The organism is Delftia tsuruhatensis NBRC 16741, from assembly GCF_001571325.1.
GTDB lineage: Bacteria > Pseudomonadota > Gammaproteobacteria > Burkholderiales > Burkholderiaceae_C > Comamonas > Comamonas tsuruhatensis.
Window position 1 is genome coordinate 1 of sequence record NZ_BCTO01000020.1, and the last position, 16,561, is coordinate 16,561.

At 60.4% G+C, this 16,561-nt stretch carries 18 protein-coding genes and 1 pseudogene; 7 read left to right on the forward strand and 12 right to left on the reverse strand.

The window, feature by feature from the left end:
• Window positions 1-331, reverse strand: a pseudogene (locus tag DTS01S_RS09230) (hypothetical protein); the annotation flags it as partial.
• A 552-nt stretch (window positions 332-883) separates the two neighbouring features.
• Between DTS01S_RS09230 and DTS01S_RS09240 the strand changes: the two are divergent.
• From DTS01S_RS09240 to DTS01S_RS09270, 7 genes are all read left to right on the forward strand, one after another.
• Complete coding sequence (locus tag DTS01S_RS09240; protein WP_061287629.1) at window positions 884-1,585, forward strand: S24 family peptidase; 702 nt, start codon at window positions 884-886, stop codon at window positions 1,583-1,585.
• A 123-nt stretch (window positions 1,586-1,708) separates the two neighbouring features.
• Window positions 1,709-2,002, forward strand: coding sequence for a hypothetical protein (locus DTS01S_RS09245; protein WP_061287630.1), 294 nt, complete (start codon window positions 1,709-1,711; stop codon window positions 2,000-2,002).
• Window positions 2,003-2,254: 252 nt separating this feature from the next.
• Window positions 2,255-2,593: a hypothetical protein gene (locus DTS01S_RS09250; protein ID WP_052155259.1), complete on the forward strand. Its 339-nt coding sequence runs from the start codon at window positions 2,255-2,257 to the stop codon at window positions 2,591-2,593.
• Complete coding sequence (locus DTS01S_RS30330) at window positions 2,586-2,915, forward strand: hypothetical protein (protein WP_139223855.1); 330 nt, start codon at window positions 2,586-2,588, stop codon at window positions 2,913-2,915. Before DTS01S_RS09250 ends, DTS01S_RS30330 begins: the two co-directional genes overlap by 8 nt.
• Window positions 2,912-5,374: a ParB/RepB/Spo0J family partition protein gene (locus DTS01S_RS09260; protein WP_061287632.1), complete on the forward strand. Its 2,463-nt coding sequence runs from the start codon at window positions 2,912-2,914 to the stop codon at window positions 5,372-5,374. Before DTS01S_RS30330 ends, DTS01S_RS09260 begins: the two co-directional genes overlap by 4 nt.
• The gene (locus DTS01S_RS09265) at window positions 5,371-5,901 is read left to right on the forward strand and encodes a hypothetical protein (RefSeq protein ID WP_061287633.1); all 531 of its coding nucleotides are present in this window, start codon (window positions 5,371-5,373) and stop codon (window positions 5,899-5,901) included. Before DTS01S_RS09260 ends, DTS01S_RS09265 begins: the two co-directional genes overlap by 4 nt.
• Window positions 5,898-6,149, forward strand: coding sequence for a hypothetical protein (locus DTS01S_RS09270; protein ID WP_061287634.1), 252 nt, complete (start codon window positions 5,898-5,900; stop codon window positions 6,147-6,149). Before DTS01S_RS09265 ends, DTS01S_RS09270 begins: the two co-directional genes overlap by 4 nt.
• A 143-nt stretch (window positions 6,150-6,292) precedes the next feature.
• Here DTS01S_RS09270 and DTS01S_RS30335 read toward each other — a convergent pair whose 3' ends face one another.
• From DTS01S_RS30335 to DTS01S_RS09320, 11 genes are all read right to left on the reverse strand, one after another.
• The gene (locus DTS01S_RS30335; RefSeq protein WP_139223854.1) at window positions 6,293-7,522 is read right to left on the reverse strand and encodes a hypothetical protein; all 1,230 of its coding nucleotides are present in this window, start codon (window positions 7,520-7,522) and stop codon (window positions 6,293-6,295) included.
• Between the two features lies 1 nt (window position 7,523).
• Window positions 7,524-8,792: a hypothetical protein gene (locus tag DTS01S_RS30340; protein WP_139223853.1), complete on the reverse strand. Its 1,269-nt coding sequence runs from the start codon at window positions 8,790-8,792 to the stop codon at window positions 7,524-7,526.
• A 787-nt stretch (window positions 8,793-9,579) separates the two neighbouring features.
• A complete protein-coding gene (locus DTS01S_RS09280) occupies window positions 9,580-10,014 on the reverse strand; it encodes a hypothetical protein (protein ID WP_061287636.1) in 435 nt (144 codons plus the stop codon).
• A gap of 204 nt (window positions 10,015-10,218) precedes the next feature.
• Window positions 10,219-10,758 (reverse strand): polyhydroxyalkanoate synthesis repressor PhaR, encoded by a 540-nt coding sequence (phaR, locus tag DTS01S_RS09285; RefSeq protein ID WP_016445296.1) that lies wholly within the window; start codon window positions 10,756-10,758, stop codon window positions 10,219-10,221.
• A 208-nt stretch (window positions 10,759-10,966) separates the two neighbouring features.
• Complete coding sequence (locus DTS01S_RS09290) at window positions 10,967-11,389, reverse strand: hypothetical protein (RefSeq protein ID WP_016445295.1); 423 nt, start codon at window positions 11,387-11,389, stop codon at window positions 10,967-10,969.
• 54 nt (window positions 11,390-11,443) lie between these two features.
• Complete coding sequence (locus DTS01S_RS09295; RefSeq protein WP_017406158.1) at window positions 11,444-12,193, reverse strand: 4'-phosphopantetheinyl transferase family protein; 750 nt, start codon at window positions 12,191-12,193, stop codon at window positions 11,444-11,446.
• The gene (locus tag DTS01S_RS09300) at window positions 12,190-13,359 is read right to left on the reverse strand and encodes a prohibitin family protein (protein WP_016445293.1); all 1,170 of its coding nucleotides are present in this window, start codon (window positions 13,357-13,359) and stop codon (window positions 12,190-12,192) included. The genes DTS01S_RS09295 and DTS01S_RS09300 overlap by 4 nt, the downstream gene beginning before the upstream one ends.
• On the reverse strand, window positions 13,356-15,020 hold the full coding sequence (locus DTS01S_RS09305) for a cyclic peptide export ABC transporter (protein WP_061287637.1): 1,665 nt from the start codon (window positions 15,018-15,020) through the stop codon (window positions 13,356-13,358). Before DTS01S_RS09305 ends, DTS01S_RS09300 begins: the two co-directional genes overlap by 4 nt.
• A gap of 3 nt (window positions 15,021-15,023) precedes the next feature.
• Entirely contained in the window at window positions 15,024-15,206 is a 183-nt protein-coding gene (locus tag DTS01S_RS09310; protein ID WP_016445291.1) for a hypothetical protein, read from the reverse strand.
• Window positions 15,207-15,216: 10 nt separating this feature from the next.
• Window positions 15,217-15,783 (reverse strand): hypothetical protein, encoded by a 567-nt coding sequence (locus tag DTS01S_RS09315; protein WP_016445290.1) that lies wholly within the window; start codon window positions 15,781-15,783, stop codon window positions 15,217-15,219.
• A complete protein-coding gene (locus DTS01S_RS09320; RefSeq protein WP_016445289.1) occupies window positions 15,780-16,553 on the reverse strand; it encodes a thioesterase II family protein in 774 nt (257 codons plus the stop codon). Before DTS01S_RS09320 ends, DTS01S_RS09315 begins: the two co-directional genes overlap by 4 nt.
• Window positions 16,554-16,561: the final 8 nt, after the last annotated feature.

A 16,561-nucleotide genomic window follows, 5' to 3' on the forward strand; every position in this document is an offset into this window, starting at 1 on the left:
GAATCGCGGTGGCCTCACATGCCCAACCGCCTTCGGGCGGTGGCGGTAGATGCGCAGCAGCCATGCCGAAGCGAGCGTTGAAGACCTGTAGCCATCGCAGCGCCCCGGGCTCCCGTCGATCCAGCAGCCATTCGGCAAGCAGTTCAAGCATCTCAGTGCTCAGCGATTCACCATCTGCACGACGCAGACGGCGGCGCAGGTCCTCTGCATGGATGAACCGCTCACGGCGCTCGGTCAGAAACTTTGCCGCTTCGACCACGCCACCGTCAGCGCCTCGGATCGCGTTGTAGAAAACGTCGCGCCAGTCGGCGCCGGAATAGCGGCAGGTCATTGCCGTTCCCCTTGAATGCTGGAAATTTCAGGATGGCGCCCGCGAACAGTGCCGAGGACACTGCGGGCATGACGAAAAGAAAGCCCCACTCCAGCCAGCAACGCAAGCAGCACACGCCTTCCCGCGCGTGCGGCACCCAATCGGGGAAGGAGACGAATCCCGGGCGGCGTTGCCGGGCTACTGGAGAGGGAAAAAACAGATGCCAAGACGCTAGACATTGGCGCCTCCAGACACAGAGGCATGGGAGCCACGCACGACCCACCACATCACGTCCGAGCGCAAGGACTCGCACAGCACCTCGCGCCCACTGTGCAGCTCGATGAGGATGCAAAGGCTCTCAGCAGGCTTCTTGCCGTATGCGACGTTCCGCAAGTGGCCATAAGAGGTCTTGCAACGCTGCGCGAAGTCTTCGCGCGCAGGCCCACTCAGGCCCCCCAAATATTCCTTCAGCGTCTTGGTAGTCATGACGCAAGACTATACACCGAACGGTGCATAAAAGAACACCGTTCGGGGAATTCACCAAATGGTTACGGGCTGGTCAAATCAACCACTATGGAAATCGCAGACATTCGCCGCCGAAACGCACAAAAGATCGTGGACGAGCTCACGCTGTCAGCTGCAGCCCGCCGCTTCGACCTTCCCACTCGACAGCTGCTCGACATGCTGCAGGGCCGCAAGTCTTTTGGTGAAAAGATTGCTCGGCGGATGGAGGCAAATTTTTATCCTGAGCATCTCCCCGGCTGGCTCGACCAGCTTCAGGATTCCATCCTTGATGAGGATGCGACCATCGCTGCAGCGCCTGCAGCCATGAAGACAGCGGGAGACATACGCATCCCGCAGTACGAGACCGGTGGAAGCATGGGCCATGGGATCGTGCTAGCCGATCAACCGGGCGTAATCAAGCAGTGGACGGTGTCTGAGAAGTGGCTACACATGAATGTCCAGCGCATCACCAGCGCCAAGAATCTCGCCATAGTCACCGGCTTCGGCCCTTCAATGCAGCCCCTCTTTAATCCAGGTGACCCTCTTCTCGTTGACAGGGGGGTGAAGGTGGTAGACACAGATGGCGTCTATTTCTTTCGAGTGGGAACCGAAGGGTTTGTGAAGCAACTGCAACGCATCCCCACGATCAATGGACTTGTTGTTCGAGCCAAGAGCTACAACGCCCTGTATGACCCCTTCGACATCGTCGATGGGATGGACTTCGAGGTGTTCGCCCGAGTGGTGAAGATCTGGAAGGGCGAAGAATTCTAGATATACACCAAACAGTGTTGACCTAATATGCACCGAATGGTGTAATGCGTCTGCCTGAGTTTTCGCTCAGGCGGGCGCAATGGCATGCAGGCCGTGCGCCCTCCACCGCACAGGAGGCCCGGCATGCAATGCAGCAGTACAGCAGACAGTGCACACGTCTGCACCCTCTTTCTAGCCGTTGACACGATGCCGCTGCAGCGGCAAATCCAGGAGCTTGAGCGACTGCTCTGGCCCTACCAACTCACGTCCATGTGCAACGCCGCGACTGCACGGGTGCAGCAAGGCATCCTGCAGGCCGCCAGCGAGGCATACATTGCCCTCGACATCCCGCCCCCGGACAGCCACGTCATTGACGTGCTGATGTCTATCCCTGGCCTGGCCGGTGTTGAGCTGACGGACGACGCAAGGGGCGAGTGATGACCCTCTACACCGTCACATGCGGCCGGACTCGCCACACGATCCGCGCCACGGGCGCAGCGGATGCCATCGCCCGCGCCATGGACCTCTTCGGGCACGGACATCCCATCAGCGCAAAGGCAGCACGATGAGCCGCCCGCCCATCCAGATGGAAGGCCCATACCTGCCGCGCCGCGTCCGCCGCACCGTGCTGCGATGGCTGGTCCTGGCTATGTTCGGCACCCTCGTTGCCATCAAGTTCGGGGGCGCGCTATGGCTCTGATCCTCATCACCGGCACCCTGGTGCAGGACGCAGAAGTGCGCACGCTGCCCCAAGGCGTGGACAGCACACCCATGCCGGTCCTGTGTCTGCTCATCGACAGCGACGGCCCCGGCCAATTGCCTGTCAAAGCCGAGCAGGTCTACCCGCCAGCAGCCCGCGCCCAGGCCCAGCAGCGCGCCAAGTCATTCAAGCGCGGCATGCGTGTATCCATCACCGCGCCCGTCCACCAGATCCGTCACACCTTGGGCCACTGCAGCGACATCCAGCCCCTGCATGAGCCCGCCCCCATCCAACCTCAAATGCAACTTCTGGAGGCCGCTCATGGCTAAAGCAATCGTCATCGAAATCAAGCATGTCGGCCCTGGCGCGGTCCAAGTCGAATCGGATCTGCGAACACCTCGCGTAGGTGCGCCTCTGGCGCCCCAAGAATCCGCGGCACTGGAAATGATCCAGCACATCCAGCGGCAACCGGCCTGCCGCCGCGTGATCTATGACAGCCCGCGCGTCGATCCCGACACAGCCGCCTGCGTTGCCCTGGTGCGCGATCTACTGGACCCGGAGGAGTTTGGGCACAGCGTCACCGCCGAAGTGCGCAACGCGGCGCGCCGCGCCTTTGGCATCAAGGGCCAGCAGGAGGGACTTGCAGCATGACCAGCACACATGACACCCAGACCGCCGCCATGCCCACACCTGGCGCAGGCGCCCTGATGCTGCATGTGCCCGTCATGAGCATTGCACGGAGCCTGCGCAACCCGCGCAAGCACTTCGACCAAGCGAAGCTACAGGAGCTGGCCGACTCAATCAAAGCCACCGGCGGCGCGCTGCAGCCCATCCTGCTGCGCCCCCTACCCGAGTCGCGCATTGCCGATGAGCAGCAAATTGCGAAGGCCGAGAAGCGCGAGCGCGCGCAGTACGAACTGGTGGCAGGGGAACGCCGTTGGCGCGCCAGCCAGCTCGCAGGCGTGGCCGAAATCCCCGCAATGATCCGCCCGATGTCCGACGCGGAGGCTTTGCGGGCCGCTGTCATAGAGAACCTGCAGCGTACCGATATCACGAAGCTCGAAGAAGCCGAAGGCTATCGGGAACTGCTGGACCTCGGAGAAACCACGGCCGAAAAAATCGCAGAGGACGTGGGCAAGAGCCGCACCTACGTTTTCAACGTCATGAAGATCCTCGACCTGTGCGAAGAGGTCCGCGAGGTGCTGCGCAAAGGGGACATTGACTTCAGCCGCGCGCAGTTGCTGGCACGCATCCCCAGTGCACAACTTCAAATCAAAGCACTCAAAGACATCACCCGCACCGACTGGCAAGGGGAGAAGCCCAGCTACCGCGCGTGCGAGGATCTTGTGCAAAACGAGTACATGGTGCGCCTGGACCGGGCCAAGTTCACGATCACAGACGCAAGCCTGGTGCCTTCCGCTGGCAGTTGCGCGGACTGCAGCAAGCGCACCGGCGCCAATGCGGAGCTGAAAAAGGAAATGGGCCGTGCAGACATCTGCACTGACAAGCCGTGCTATGAGGCCAAGGCCGAAGCGCACACGGCCCGCATCGTGCAGGAGGCCAAAGACAAAGGGCACACGGTCATCATCGGCAAAGAAGCCGAAGAGCTTCAGGCCCAGGGCTACAACGAGAAGCTGCTCGGCTATCGCCGTCTGGACGCCATTGAAGACAGCCCAGGCGACTACCCGCTGCGAAAAATCATTGGCGACCAGATGAAGGCCGAGGGCATCCAGCCGGTCAAGATCGAAAGCCCTCGCCGAAAGGGCGAGCTTGTTGATGCCCTGCCCAATGAGACGGTGCTGCGCCTCCTGAAGATCGTGGACGGCCAGGCCAAAGCGTCGGAGAAAGTGGCCAAGGAAGCGCGGCAGTTCTCCGAGGCCAAGAAGGCCCAGGCCGAAGCGAAGGCAAGGGCAAAGTTTGAACAGGCCTGGCGCGATGCCCTGCTGGATCGCGCGTGGAACACCCTCAATGCCGAACAGCCCCCGGCCTTCAATCTGGATGTGCATCGCTATCTTGCCCTGCGCTCCGTCAAAAGCCTCGGGACCGACGACGCACAGGCCATTGCTGATGTGCTCGGCTTCGACCGTGTGGGCGCTCATGCCGCGCTGATCGAGTACGCCAAGGAAACAGCCAGCCCCGATTTCCTGCAGCTCCTGTGCATCGCGCAGGGCGACAGCCGCGCCACGCACAATCCTTACAACGGCACGCCGAATGAGGGACTGATGCTGGTCGCCGGCGCCGTGCTGCAGGAACGCCTGCAGGCAGTGATTGAAGAGGTCAAATTGGCTGCTGCCGACAAGCATCTGCCGAAGATTGCCCCTGTCAAACCTGCCGCCCCAAAGGCGGATCTACCCCTAAACCCCGCTGCGCGCGCTGGCGAGAGTCGCGCGAAGGGCAAAGCCAAGAAATCCCCCGCTGCGCGTGCGGGCGCCGAGCCGAAGACGACAGCCGCCGAAGCCTCGGCCGCTATCGCGGCCGCGCAAAGCGACGAGGGGGCGTCTGTCGCTGACGCGCAGGCACCCATTCATGGTGCGGCTGCAGCCGCACAGAACGACGATGCAGGCCCAGTCGCAGCTGACGCTGCGCAGGGCCTGCCGCCCTCCTCCGCAGCACCCGAAGTTGACCAGGCCATGACCCCTGACGCGCAGCAGTCTGCGCCCGCGCAGACTGCCACCGCTGACGATGACCAGGACAGTGCGCACGCCGGCACCGGGGCAGCAGATCAAGCAGCCACCAGCCAGGCAGTCACATTCGAGCCCGGCGACCTGGTGCGAGTGAAAGCCGGCCTCAAGGGACCAACCGGACGTCCCCGAAAAGAGTGCGGACGCGTGGGCGTGGTGCGGCCTGGCCATGTCTCGCTGATCGTGGAATTCGGAGCCGGCGTAGGCCAGCGCGCAGGCTTCGAGCCCGAGGAGCTGGAGCCCTACACCGCAGACCCTATCGTGCACAAGCGTGTGCGTGTGCTCAATCTGGAGAGCGCTTACCGCTGGCAGGAAGGCACCGTCACAGCATGTACAGCAGACGGCTGGCAAGTGGAGTTCTCGGGCAAGCCTGGCACCGTGGCCAAGGCTGCCATTTTCGATACCAAGGAACTGGAGAGCCTGGCATGAACGGACGCCGCAAACCTTTCCGCAGTCGCTGGGCGGGTCGTCCCGACACGTTTGCCGTGATCAATCACCACGGCACCAAGCTGACGAGCCAAGAGATCGCCTCCATCATCGACCCCGTGCGCGAGTGCTTTTCCCAGATCCGCGCCGGCACAGCCACCGAGGTGCACGCCACCGTCATGCACAGCACTATCCAGGTGGCCCAGGAGGTAGAGCGCGGAGGCATCGTCCACGGCCTGGCCGAACATTTCAACAGCGCCCAGGCCGCATGCGAAGCCTACTTTGCCCGCTGCCGCGCCGGCGGCGCCTGGCACCCCAGCGCCGTGCACTTCTACGAGCTGGACGCCCTCACCACCGCGATTGACCTGCATGAATTCCAGTTGCAGCAGTTGACGGCCCACGAGATCCAAGAAGTGACGCGCAGGCTGATCGCGCGCACAGAGAGCAGCGGTGGCGAAATGCTCCAAGCTGATAGCGACCTGAGCACCACCAAGCCGTACCGTAATAGCCAAGAGGAGGCACACGCATGATCGGCACCCAACCCACTGGCGCCATCGAGGGCGTGCAAATCAGCGCGGTGAGCCATGAGGGGCTAAGCGTCAGCATCAACGGCAAGCCAGGGCGTCTAGCTATCCTCACAGAGGACGGGCAGGTCATCGCGACCGGCCAAGATGTGGCTCGCGAGGCCCAGGCAGTAGCAGTGAACTGTTATCGCAATTTCCTCCAAGGAAAAGGATTCTTACGAATTCTAAGCAAACCGATTCAATCAGATATTTAAAACATTGATTATCAAAAAACCTGCCAAAGAAGTACTTCGGCAGGTTTTTTTAAAATTCAAACACAAACCATATATATCATCATAATTAACTACTATAAAAATAGCTCTACCCAGAAATCGACCAGTAAATTCAAAGAATATATTCAAATCAGCGGTTTTTGCGAACCTTTAAGAGAATATTCCGCAGAATCTTCTAAATCAGTATTCAAAATTTCATTATCCCTCGATTTAGATAAAACAGATTCTGAAACTTCGTCTTTTTTATTGCCAGAAGAAATTATTCCAGAAGATTCATAACGATCATTTTTTCCTCGCTCAATACTAATAGTCGCATCAACATAGTATGCCGCGATAGGAAGCGAACCGCGTCTGACACCTACATAATCAGCAAAGATCCCGAGAATTGATCGAGTTTCCATAGGCATCACTATATTATCCGGATTCACCAATCCGTAAGCTGCCGCCTCAAGATCTCGCCCAGCATTGAAGAGGTGCTGCGCATTGTGTTCACGCATGAAATATTCAGCAATGACGTCAGCGCGAATTCCTTCTAAATTTTTCTCCAATTGCTGCTGAGCCTGCGCGGCAATTGCCTTTCCATTTTTTATTCCCTCGGCAATAGCCTCAAGTGCAGTCTTAATACTATGCTGCACTCGCCCGTCCCCCGTATCGCCAAACAAAACGCCATTCTTTATAGCGTCAAATCTTTTTTCCACATCAGTAAATACATACTTTTCCAAACCTATATCTAAAGCGATGCAAGCAACTCCGGCAGACAAGAGAGCACAACGCAGCGCCGCTTCTCGGTGCTGAACTCTAACCTCGGCTCTTTCAGCGAAAAACTTAAAAGCAAACATTGCCCTATTAAAGGCAGGAAACCCCTGTAAGCTGGCAACAGCAGATTTAGCCTCTCCTAGTATTCGAAGCCAGTCGCCGTCATGTTTTTGCGACGGATTCTTTTGCACAAGCTCGACCAACTCTTCGTGAGTCAGCCGCTGATCAATGTCTAACTTCTTTGACAACTTATCGAGAAATTCTTTTGACAGCACAGCAATACCTTGCAACTGTGCAAACCTAAGTACAGAGGGCGAACTGTCAGTAGTAGCAATAATAGCCCGATCGCAACGCATTATTTCCTGCAAACCGCGAACCCACAACACGCGTTCAAAAGCCTTGGGGGACTTCTTATTTTTTACATCAACGATTCCTCGTATACGTGCAGCAGCAGATTGCCTGGTGTAAATCCACGTATCCAAGTCTGTAACGTCATTATCTTCAAATTTAAATGGTACAGATCGAAGCGCAAAGAAACCTTGGCGCACCAAATAAGCGCGTACAAGTTCCTCAAGTGCCGGCCCCTTTGACGGTGTCATATCAACCTCCACTGCGCAGGCGATCCAAGGCGCCTGTTACAAACACATGATCCTGGAGAGTGTGGCGCTCTCTCACCTTGTTTCTATTTTCACTAGGTCCTTTAAATTTCGTAGCAGGCGAACCATCAAGAAGAAGTGTATCAGATGCAATATTGTTGCCCTTGATCAAGCCTCTCGCCAATTCTCCTACATCTTTCTTCAAAAGACGCATGGTACAACGACCATTTCCTTTATTTTCCAGCTGGACCACCTGTCGTTTTTCAAGCTCTTTATAGTCTTCGGCAATTGCGCGAACACCATGTTGCCCTCCCACTGCCGAACCTTCAATAAGTCGGCCAAGCAACAAATTCGGCCAAGCAATCGCGCCTCGTGCAGCATCACTACGCGTCATTCCATATGTCAACGAAGCGAGCAAAGCTTTAGCATCATCCACCGGATCATCTTCAAATGGTTTTCCATATTTCTGAAAAGAATCAGGAGAGGTAAGATATCCAACAGCCTCTTTGCTATTACTAACCTCAAGTCTATCAAACAATCCAACACCAATCAAACGACGATATAAGTCCGCACCTAAAATTGCTACTGCCTCAATTTCAGAAACGGCACCTTTTTGCTTGATTTTATCTTGAAGCTCACTCAACAAACTCTGCTCAGAAGGAGATAAAGCCTGCATTAAAGTATATGCTTTGGCGGCATACTTCGCATCTCTAAAAGTGTTGCTATTAAAGAGAATACTCATCCCTCTATCATCTGACTGATCAAGAATAGCGGCCGAGCGACAAACATCTATAAGCGAATTTACATTCTTATTAACAATGCTATATTTATCGGAAATCTGTTGAGCTATCAAAACCCGAGACTCCGGCTTTTCAGCAACCATTTCTGATAGCTCAACTACCGCATGCTCTTCAACAGAAGGATTGGCTGCCTCGAATATTCTGGCAGTAGCCTGTAGAACACCTTCAGTAGTCGCACCAAGCACTGCAACGTCACCAGACGACGAAACATCAATACGACCTTCTGCATGTAATGTTTGGAGTCCAAGCTGCCGGGAAGCACGATCAATATCATTGAGTCTACAGATATCAGTAACCGTATTGGCGCTGACTACAGTTGTGCTTCCTTCAACCGAGCTGCGCCTTAAAAGGTTGTACAACCGTCCAGTTCTACCCGCAAACTGAATATTCTCAAGGCGCCCAACGCCATTCACTGCGTCGAGGTTACGAGACTGAGCAAGAAGCCAAGCCCCCTTGGTTTTATCATCCATCATAGCTCCCATCCTAGTGATTCTTGCGGCAACTATGCCACATTAGAGCGAGAATGGAATAGTAAGCAACACAGAAAGCAGACAATCTTCCTGAGCTGAACCCGCAAGAGCAGAGACTGGCTTGCTAGCAAAAGAGGCACTGGCTTGATCACATCCACCCGCGCAGATGACATTAAAATTTATTGATAAATAAAAATCAATAGAAATTGATAATTACTTTTTTCTCACGGATTGGACGCGACAGCGTACTCAACAGATTCAATGGAATTTTTCGTATAGATACAGCAGCCTACAGGCAGCGAAGCGCCATCAAGACTCTCGATGCCAGTGAACGTAAGCACCCTCAGACGACGACCGCAGTAGCAACACTGTCCCACAACAGCAACTACACCCACCACTGAGCCGAAAGCACTCAGCCCACTCGCCGGCGGCTGCCAGCTTCATGTCCTTGCCCACCCGAACAGCATCCTGATGGACTACATGCAGGATAGAAGTCAACCGGTCCATCCCCAATCGAACTAACGTAGCGGGCAGCGGGTCAACGAGCTCGTCGCCTCCAATGCATGCAGCCCAAAAGTCGCGCGCGTCCTCTTCGAGTCTCAGAGGCTTCCTGACAACATGCACGAATCCGAACGGCACCCAAGGACATGAAGTGTCAACCTCTTGCTTGTCAGCCCCGTCCGCCGCGCCTTCAGTCCGCGGGTTGCTTGCCCAAGCCAGAGTCCAATCGATCCGTTCGTCTTCTGCCATGAAAGTCCATCAGCTAGAGCAGTGAGGTGTTGCACATATCTCAATTTTGCGAGTGCACGATCTGCAACCCGTTTGCAATGGCGTCAGCGACAACTGCCCTGCAGGCCTGCTCGTCTTCAATCAACAGGAACCGCTTTGTCAATGTATTGATTAGACTGCGATGCACCTCTTGAGCCGGTAGATCGGAGACCTTGAGTCCCATCGACTGACAATCCAGTAGCAGTTTCCGGGCGACCCGACTCTCATGGACACCAAGAGAGAATGAGCGCAAGCCCCTCAGCTGGTTGAGAACATCTGCGGCAGGCAATGTCTTGAGGAACGCAGATACCGAACGGAGTGCCTTGATCTCAGCGAGAGTCGGCCCATCGACGCCAAACGCGACCAACACTTCCGCCTCGTCTCGCGTGTGTTCCAGCACCACCCAACCAGGTTCGGTGCCATCCCAGATGCAGCTGTATTCCGCGTTAGCGCTCATACATTGCACCTAAACTTGCGAGGCCTTTGAAGGGTATAGATGCAGTATCCTACGGGCACCCGAGGGAGACGAAGCCCACGCGCGGAGCGGCCGCGCCGGCAGGGGTTGTCATGGTTGTTGCGTCGCTCGTGGGGGTCATAGGGGCGATATTGTCCCAGTTCTGCGCGAACTTGGTAAACCGCCCCCGAACTTATCCCTGCAAGCTCAGCTATTGCGCTTGATCCCGAGCGCGCCCAGCATCTGCTCGGTCTGCTTTTGCATCTGCTCCTGCATCTGGGCGAACATGTTCTGCGACTGCTCCATATAGCTGCTCATCATGTTCTGCATGGCGGGCGGCTGCATGCGCATGAACTGGCTCCAGGCCTCGGGCGAGGTGCCCTGGGCCTGCTCGGCCAGCTTGTTCTGGAAGTCGGTGAACATCTGCACGTTCTTTTCCAGGTAGGAGCCCATGTAGCCCTGCATGGCGTGGCCGTAGAAACGGATGATGTTGGCCAGCACGGTCTCGGAGAACATGGGGGCGCCGCCCGCCTCTTCTTCCAGAATGATCTGCAGCAGGATGCTGCGCGTGAGGTCTTCGCCCGTCTTGGCGTCCTTGACCACCACGGGCTCGTTGCCCATCACCAGCTGCTTGACTTCCGTCAGCGTGATGTAGGAGGACGTGTTGGTGTCGTAGAGACGGCGGTTGGGGTATTTCTTGATCACGCGCTGTGCGCTGGGGGCGGCGGCTGTTGTCGTCTCTTGCATTGCAATGCTTCTCCTCTTGTACGTGCTTGTACGGGCAATTGATCTATTGCACTGCAACAGATTCTAGGCAGCGCCCACAGCACCCGGCGCAGCAGTAACCCTGATGGTAGCCGCGTACGACGCGCCTGCGGGCCTTGCCGCGCGCAACAGCGTCTCAAGGGCGACCTTGCCAGGCCGCAGTGCGCAGCCCGTTGCAGGTCGCGCGCCGTCAAGCCGGCAGGCGCGGGCTGGCAGGCGGCATTCCCAGGCTGGCATGCGTGGCCAGTTGCTCCAGCAAGGCCTCGCCGATGGCCCAGGTGTAGGCGGCATTGATGCCTGCACAAGTCAGCGGTCCGGTGAACCAGCTGGCAATGGAAGCCAGGCGCAGCACCTGCGTGCCCAGGCGCGGCGGCTCCATGGCCTGCACGAGCCCGGTGATGACCTGCACCGCAAGCTCCTGTGTGAAAGGCGCGCCGAACAGCAGGCACAGCCGCTGCGCCATGCGCAGCTGCATGGCCATGGCGACGGCCGCGCTGATCATGCCGGGAGGCGCCGCAGCGCTGGCAGCGGTCATCAGCGTGTGATTGCGGATGACTTCGCGCGCACGCAGCCGGCGCAGGCCATTGCGGGTCAAGGCTCGGGAAATGGTCATGGTTCAGCCCTCGTTTCACGCATGGTATGCACGGCGCGCCGGGTTGAGCCCCGCTCAGGCCACCATCTCCAGCAGCAGCACTTGCACCTGGACTCCCGGCGCCCCCACGGCCAGCGCGCCCACATAGCCGGCCGGCACAGGCAGATCCAGCGTGGTCCAGTCCTGTGGCGCCATGCCGGCCGGAGCATGGCACAGCCAACCGGAGGCGGCAGGCCCGCAGTCCACGGCATAGGCATCCAGCGGCAGCGACAGCCCCTGGCCCACTGCCTTGGACACTGCCTCCTTGCGCGCCCAGCAACGCATGGCCGCACCGGGCGCCTCTTCGGCAAGGGCCTCGATGGCCCGCTTCTCCGTGGGGTGGAAACAGGCCGCAATGCCCAGGAAGTCAGGGGGTGCCTGGGCGGATTCGACGTCGATGCCTGCCGTGATGCAGCGCGTGGCCACGGCCCAGACCTGGTTGCCGCTGTGGCTCAGGTTGCAACCCAGCCCGAAGGCCGCGAAATCGGGCCGACCAAAGGAGTTGAGTGCCAGCGGCGCCAGCGCCGGCATGCCGCCATAGGCGCTGGCCAGACGCCGCAGCAGGCTGCGCCCCGCGAGGTGGCGCAGCGCATCGCGCCCCTGCACAAAACGCGCAGCGCGCGCATGTTCGCAGGCGGCGGTATGCGCCGCCAGGGCCGGGTGAAAGACGCGCTCGAGTGTCCAGTCCAGTGTCAGCCCCAGGCAGACGGCAGAGTCCGGCGCCAGGGGTGGCAGCTCAAAATCCAGCGGCGCATGGGCCGGCACGCGCAGCCGCTGCAGTGTCACCTGGCGGCCGCGATGCCATCGCGCTGCGTTGACGGAGACGGAGACGCAGCCGCAGCAGGCGCCGGGATGGCTTCCGGCCTGGCCGTCTCGCGCCGCTGCGTGTCGGGAACCGTCGGCCGTGGCATGGCGGACGAGGCAGGCCTGGCGTCGCGCACCAGCGGTCCGGCAACGGCATCTGCAGGCGTGGAGGCATCGCCCCTGCTGGTGCCGGCGACCGGCTTGCCGGCCGTCTTGCCCTCGGGTTTGAGGCCCTCGCCACCGATGGAGATCAGCGGCAGCCCGCCCGTCTTGTCGTTGCCCATGATGACCACTTTGGCATTCTCGGAGCGCGCCAGTTCCAGGGTCGCCTCGATGCCGCGCCAGCGCAGATAGGCATCGTTCATGCCGCCACTGATGATTTCCTGGAAGTTGCGGATGCCCAGTGCCTCAACCCGCTTGCGCTCGCTCTCCTGCCCTTCCTTTTCCACCATCAGCGCGTATTGCTCGACTTCGTGGCGGGTGACGTTCTTGCGCACGATGGCATCTTCCACGCCGTCCGGCAGCACGATGCGCTTGATCAGCACGTCCTCGATCAGAACCCACTCCTGGCCAGAACGCAGTTCGGTGTTGAAGCGGTGGCGGATGTCGTAGCGCACCGACTCCGAGATCTGGTTCTGGATCTCCAGACGGTGACTGGTGTAGATATCCTCGGGGCGGTAGATGGCAATCACGTCGCGCGCACGCGCACCGATGGACTGGCCCACCAGGGTCTCGGTGTAGTCGCTGCCGATATAGCGGTGCAACTCCCCCAGGAACTCGGGCACCAGGCGGAATCGCCAGGCCAGCGTGACCTGCAGCTTCAGTCCGTCGGAGGCCAGCACCTCGTACTCGCGGTCCACGCTCTGCAGGCGGGCGTCGTAGATGTAGAGGATGTCCCAAGGCGGAATCAGGGTCGTGCCCTCGGAGCGCACCGAATCGATGTCCGTGCCGCCGCCAAAGCGCTTCCAGTGGACCCCGAGGTGGCCCGCCGGAATGGTGACGACCATGGACGGGAGCAGAAAGACCAGCAGGACCAGCAGGACCACGGCGGCGATCAGCAGATCGTCCCCGAAAAAACGCAGCCGTGCCCACAGCCTGCGGCCCATCGCGGCCATGCCGCCATCCCGGCTTGCGGTGGTGGCGTTCATGATGCACTCCCTCGGTTGGAGACGGAGGCGATGCGCCCGTCCTCTATGTGCACGCGGCGGTCCGCGTGGTGGAAATAGCGGTCGTCATGGGTGATGGCGATGACGGTCACCCCCTTGTGCTGCAGGCGCGGCAGCAGGACCTCGTAGAACTTGGCGCGGAAATGCGGGTCCTGGTCTGCCGCCCATTCGTCAAGCACCAGCACGGGCCGGCCTTCCAGCTGGGCCGCCACCAGGGCCAGGCGCTTGCGCTGTCCGGTGGACAGGCCCACGGTCGAGAAGCGCCGGCCGCCCTCTATGTGCACCTTGCTCTCGATCTCCATCTCGTCGATCAGCGCATCGGCATGTGTGCTATCGACAGGATCCAGGCCGTACAGCGTGCGAAACAGGTGGAAGTCCGAGAAGATGGCGCCGAACAGGTCACGGTAGCCTTGCAGGCCCTGGGCATCCACGGGCTGCCCGTCCAGGACGAGGGAGCCGGAGTCCAGCGGATACAGCCCCGTCAGCATCTTGACCAGCGTAGTCTTGCCCGAACCGTTGCCGCCCGTGATGAACAAGGTCTCGCCCCGGTGGATGCTCAGGTCGACAGGCCCCACCGTGAAACGGTCGCTGCCCTCGCCTCGCGTGAAGACGGCATGGCGCAACTCGATGGTGTCGAAGCCCGCGGGCGCATTGCCCGCACGCGTACCGGCATCAGCACCCGTACCGGCGCCGGTGCCCGGAGGCTCCACGTTGTCATCCAGCAGTTTCTCGACAGCCAGCAGGTTCTCCGCAGCCGCATTGGCCACGGTGATCTGCGGCGCGGCGGAGATCACCCCCGACACCGGCCCGACAAGAAACAGCACGGCGGTCAGCACCTTGACCGTGATGGCCGCGAAGGTCGTGCTCAACACCGGCAGGATGAAGACCAGCGAGCCCAGCAGCACGAAGATCGCCGCCTGGGAGAACACGAAATTCATGCCCAGCGTGCGCTGCGCCAGCGAACGGTAGTGGGCCGTGCGCGAGGACACGCGCACCGCATCGTCCAGCAGTTCCGCGGCGCGGCGGCTGGACAGCTTGATTTCCTTGAAGCCGCCCAGCAGCGCCTCGACCATCTCGTGCAGGGCGCCGATTTCCTCATGCGCGCGGCGCAGATCCTGACTGGCGCGCTGGCCGCGGCGGGCATATACGCGCGCGGCCAGCATCAGGACCACCACCACCAGCCCGAGCGCAGGCAGGGACAGCGTGGCGATGTAGACCGCCGTGCACAGGATCATCATCACGGCCTGCACGCCCAGGATCAGGCTGCCGGCAGTGTGCGAGACGGTCTGCGTATCGGCATTGATGGCCGTGAAGATGGCGCCATGGCCGATCTTCTCCACCCCCACCAGGCGGCTGGCGGCCAGCTTGCGGATCAGGCGGCGGCGCCATTCGTCAACGATGCTCTCGACCTCGTCGGTGGTGGTGTTGAGAACATAGCGCTGGCTGAAGATGTAGACCAGCAGCGCCAATCCGTACAGCGCCACGTACTGGGCGTTGCCGCCCGAATGCAGCTGGCTGTCCGTCGCCACCGAGTTGACCACGGCCAGGATCACCGTGCTGGAGGCGCCGGCGAGGAAAGCGACAAAGCCCAGGCGCTGCAGCGGGGTCCGCGCATCGCGGATCAGGAGTTCCGTCAGGCGCATGCGTCAGCGGCCACCCAGGCGGTCTTCGGCCTGCAGCGAGGCGAACAGCAGAAGGTAGATGAATGCCACCAGCGGCGTCAGCATGAAAGCCACGACCAGGGTACGCATCCAGCCCAGGCGGGTGCGCCGGCCGATGAAGGAAACGATCAGGCACAAAATCAGATAGATGAGAAAGGCGTTCGACATGCCCGGGCTCCTATTTCTTGTCGATGATCTTCAGGGGAATGGCGCCGTAGGCCAGCGCACGCACGTCGGCGGAGCAGTCGGCGCCGTTGGAGTAGGTGCACTCGATGACTTCGAGTTCTCCGGTCAGGTTGTCGCAGTTGCCCACATCGATGGCATTGGACAGATGGGTCAGGTCCTGCTTGCCGACCTTGAGCACATAGAAGCGGGCGATCGTGCTGCCGGCCGACTTGTCGTTGCCCTGCTTGCGGTAGCGGATGCCGGCCACCAGTTCCTCCATGGTCTGGTTGGAGGAGTTGTTCACCTGGATCTGGGGCGAGCACACGGAGCGGCGGTTCATACCGTCGTTGGCCAGGATCACCAGGGCCTGGGGAATGGACACATAGATCTGCCCCTTGGGCCGGCGCCTCTTGACCAGTTCCTGCAGCGGCTCTTCGATCACATGGTTGCTGCTGCCCAGCCGGTGCCCCACGTCCTGGGCCCTGGCGCCCGTCGTGGTGGCGGCCAGGCCGCCCGCCATCAACGTACACAGCAGCGCGGCACGCAGCGCGCCGCTCGTCATCATCGGGAAATCGTTCATGCAGGCACCAGGCAGGCCGCTGCGCCCAGGCGCAGGCGGTCGATGTCGGCGGACAGAGTGTCCAGGAAGTCGGGAGCCGACTGGAGGAAGAAATGCCCGCCATCGAAGCAATGCAGCCGCGAGCCACCCGTGGTCATGGCGGACCATCCCGCCATCGCCAGGGGCGTGGCGAGCGTATCGGCCCGTCCCGCATAGGCCACCACGGGGCAATCCAGGAGATGCCCCGGCCCCGGCAGCGGCTGGGCCGCCAGCGCGAAGTCGGCCCGCAGCACGGGCAGCATCATGGTCCAGAAACCAGGGTCGGCATCCAGCTCGGGCGGGATGCCGCCATAGGAGCGGACCAGCTGCTGGAAGGCGCCATCATCCAGGCCAGCCGTATCGGCCACGGCCGGGCGACCGGGGGGTGCGCTGGCGGCCACCAGCAGCCCGCACGGTGGCGGCAGGCCGCGTGCGGCAAGGTGCCTGGCCAGGGCAAACGCAAGGCGCGCGCCCAGGCTGCAGCCAAAGAGCGCGTAAGGACGGTCCAGCCAGGGCGCCACTGCGTCGGCAAGGCCGGCCAGCATGGCGTCCAGGCTGACCAGCGGCCTTTCCGACAGCCGCGTTTCGTGGCCCGGGTACTGCAGCGGCGCCACGGCCACGCCTGGCAGATGGCGGCGCCAGCCCAGATAGGCCGAGGCACCGCCACCGGCGAAGGGCAGGCACAGCAGGCGCACGCCTGCATCCGCCGCACCTGCACCGAAGGCCAGCCAGGGGCAGCGGGAGGGCTGCATCGATGTCA

Excerpts from the sequence above, each read along its gene's own strand:
- DTS01S_RS09280 (WP_061287636.1), bottom strand. The coding sequence starts at position 10,014 with ATGAGCGCTAACGCGGAATACAGCTGCATCTGGGATGGCACCGAACCT.
- DTS01S_RS09260 (WP_061287632.1), top strand. The coding sequence starts at position 2,912 with ATGACCAGCACACATGACACCCAGACCGCCGCCATGCCCACACCTGGC.
- phaR (WP_016445296.1), bottom strand. The coding sequence starts at position 10,758 with ATGCAAGAGACGACAACAGCCGCCGCCCCCAGCGCACAGCGCGTGATC.
- DTS01S_RS09245 (WP_061287630.1), top strand. The coding sequence starts at position 1,709 with ATGCAATGCAGCAGTACAGCAGACAGTGCACACGTCTGCACCCTCTTT.
- DTS01S_RS30330 (WP_139223855.1), top strand. The coding sequence starts at position 2,586 with ATGGCTAAAGCAATCGTCATCGAAATCAAGCATGTCGGCCCTGGCGCG.
- DTS01S_RS09320 (WP_016445289.1), bottom strand. The coding sequence starts at position 16,553 with ATGCAGCCCTCCCGCTGCCCCTGGCTGGCCTTCGGTGCAGGTGCGGCG.
- DTS01S_RS09240 (WP_061287629.1), top strand. The coding sequence starts at position 884 with ATGGAAATCGCAGACATTCGCCGCCGAAACGCACAAAAGATCGTGGAC.
- DTS01S_RS09250 (WP_052155259.1), top strand. The coding sequence starts at position 2,255 with ATGGCTCTGATCCTCATCACCGGCACCCTGGTGCAGGACGCAGAAGTG.
- DTS01S_RS09305 (WP_061287637.1), bottom strand. The coding sequence starts at position 15,020 with ATGCGCCTGACGGAACTCCTGATCCGCGATGCGCGGACCCCGCTGCAG.
- DTS01S_RS30335 (WP_139223854.1), bottom strand. The coding sequence starts at position 7,522 with ATGACACCGTCAAAGGGGCCGGCACTTGAGGAACTTGTACGCGCTTAT.
- DTS01S_RS09300 (WP_016445293.1), bottom strand. The coding sequence starts at position 13,359 with ATGAACGCCACCACCGCAAGCCGGGATGGCGGCATGGCCGCGATGGGC.
- DTS01S_RS09315 (WP_016445290.1), bottom strand. The coding sequence starts at position 15,783 with ATGAACGATTTCCCGATGATGACGAGCGGCGCGCTGCGTGCCGCGCTG.
- DTS01S_RS09270 (WP_061287634.1), top strand. The coding sequence starts at position 5,898 with ATGATCGGCACCCAACCCACTGGCGCCATCGAGGGCGTGCAAATCAGC.
- DTS01S_RS09265 (WP_061287633.1), top strand. The coding sequence starts at position 5,371 with ATGAACGGACGCCGCAAACCTTTCCGCAGTCGCTGGGCGGGTCGTCCC.
- DTS01S_RS30340 (WP_139223853.1), bottom strand. The coding sequence starts at position 8,792 with ATGATGGATGATAAAACCAAGGGGGCTTGGCTTCTTGCTCAGTCTCGT.
- DTS01S_RS09310 (WP_016445291.1), bottom strand. The coding sequence starts at position 15,206 with ATGTCGAACGCCTTTCTCATCTATCTGATTTTGTGCCTGATCGTTTCC.
- DTS01S_RS09290 (WP_016445295.1), bottom strand. The coding sequence starts at position 11,389 with ATGACCATTTCCCGAGCCTTGACCCGCAATGGCCTGCGCCGGCTGCGT.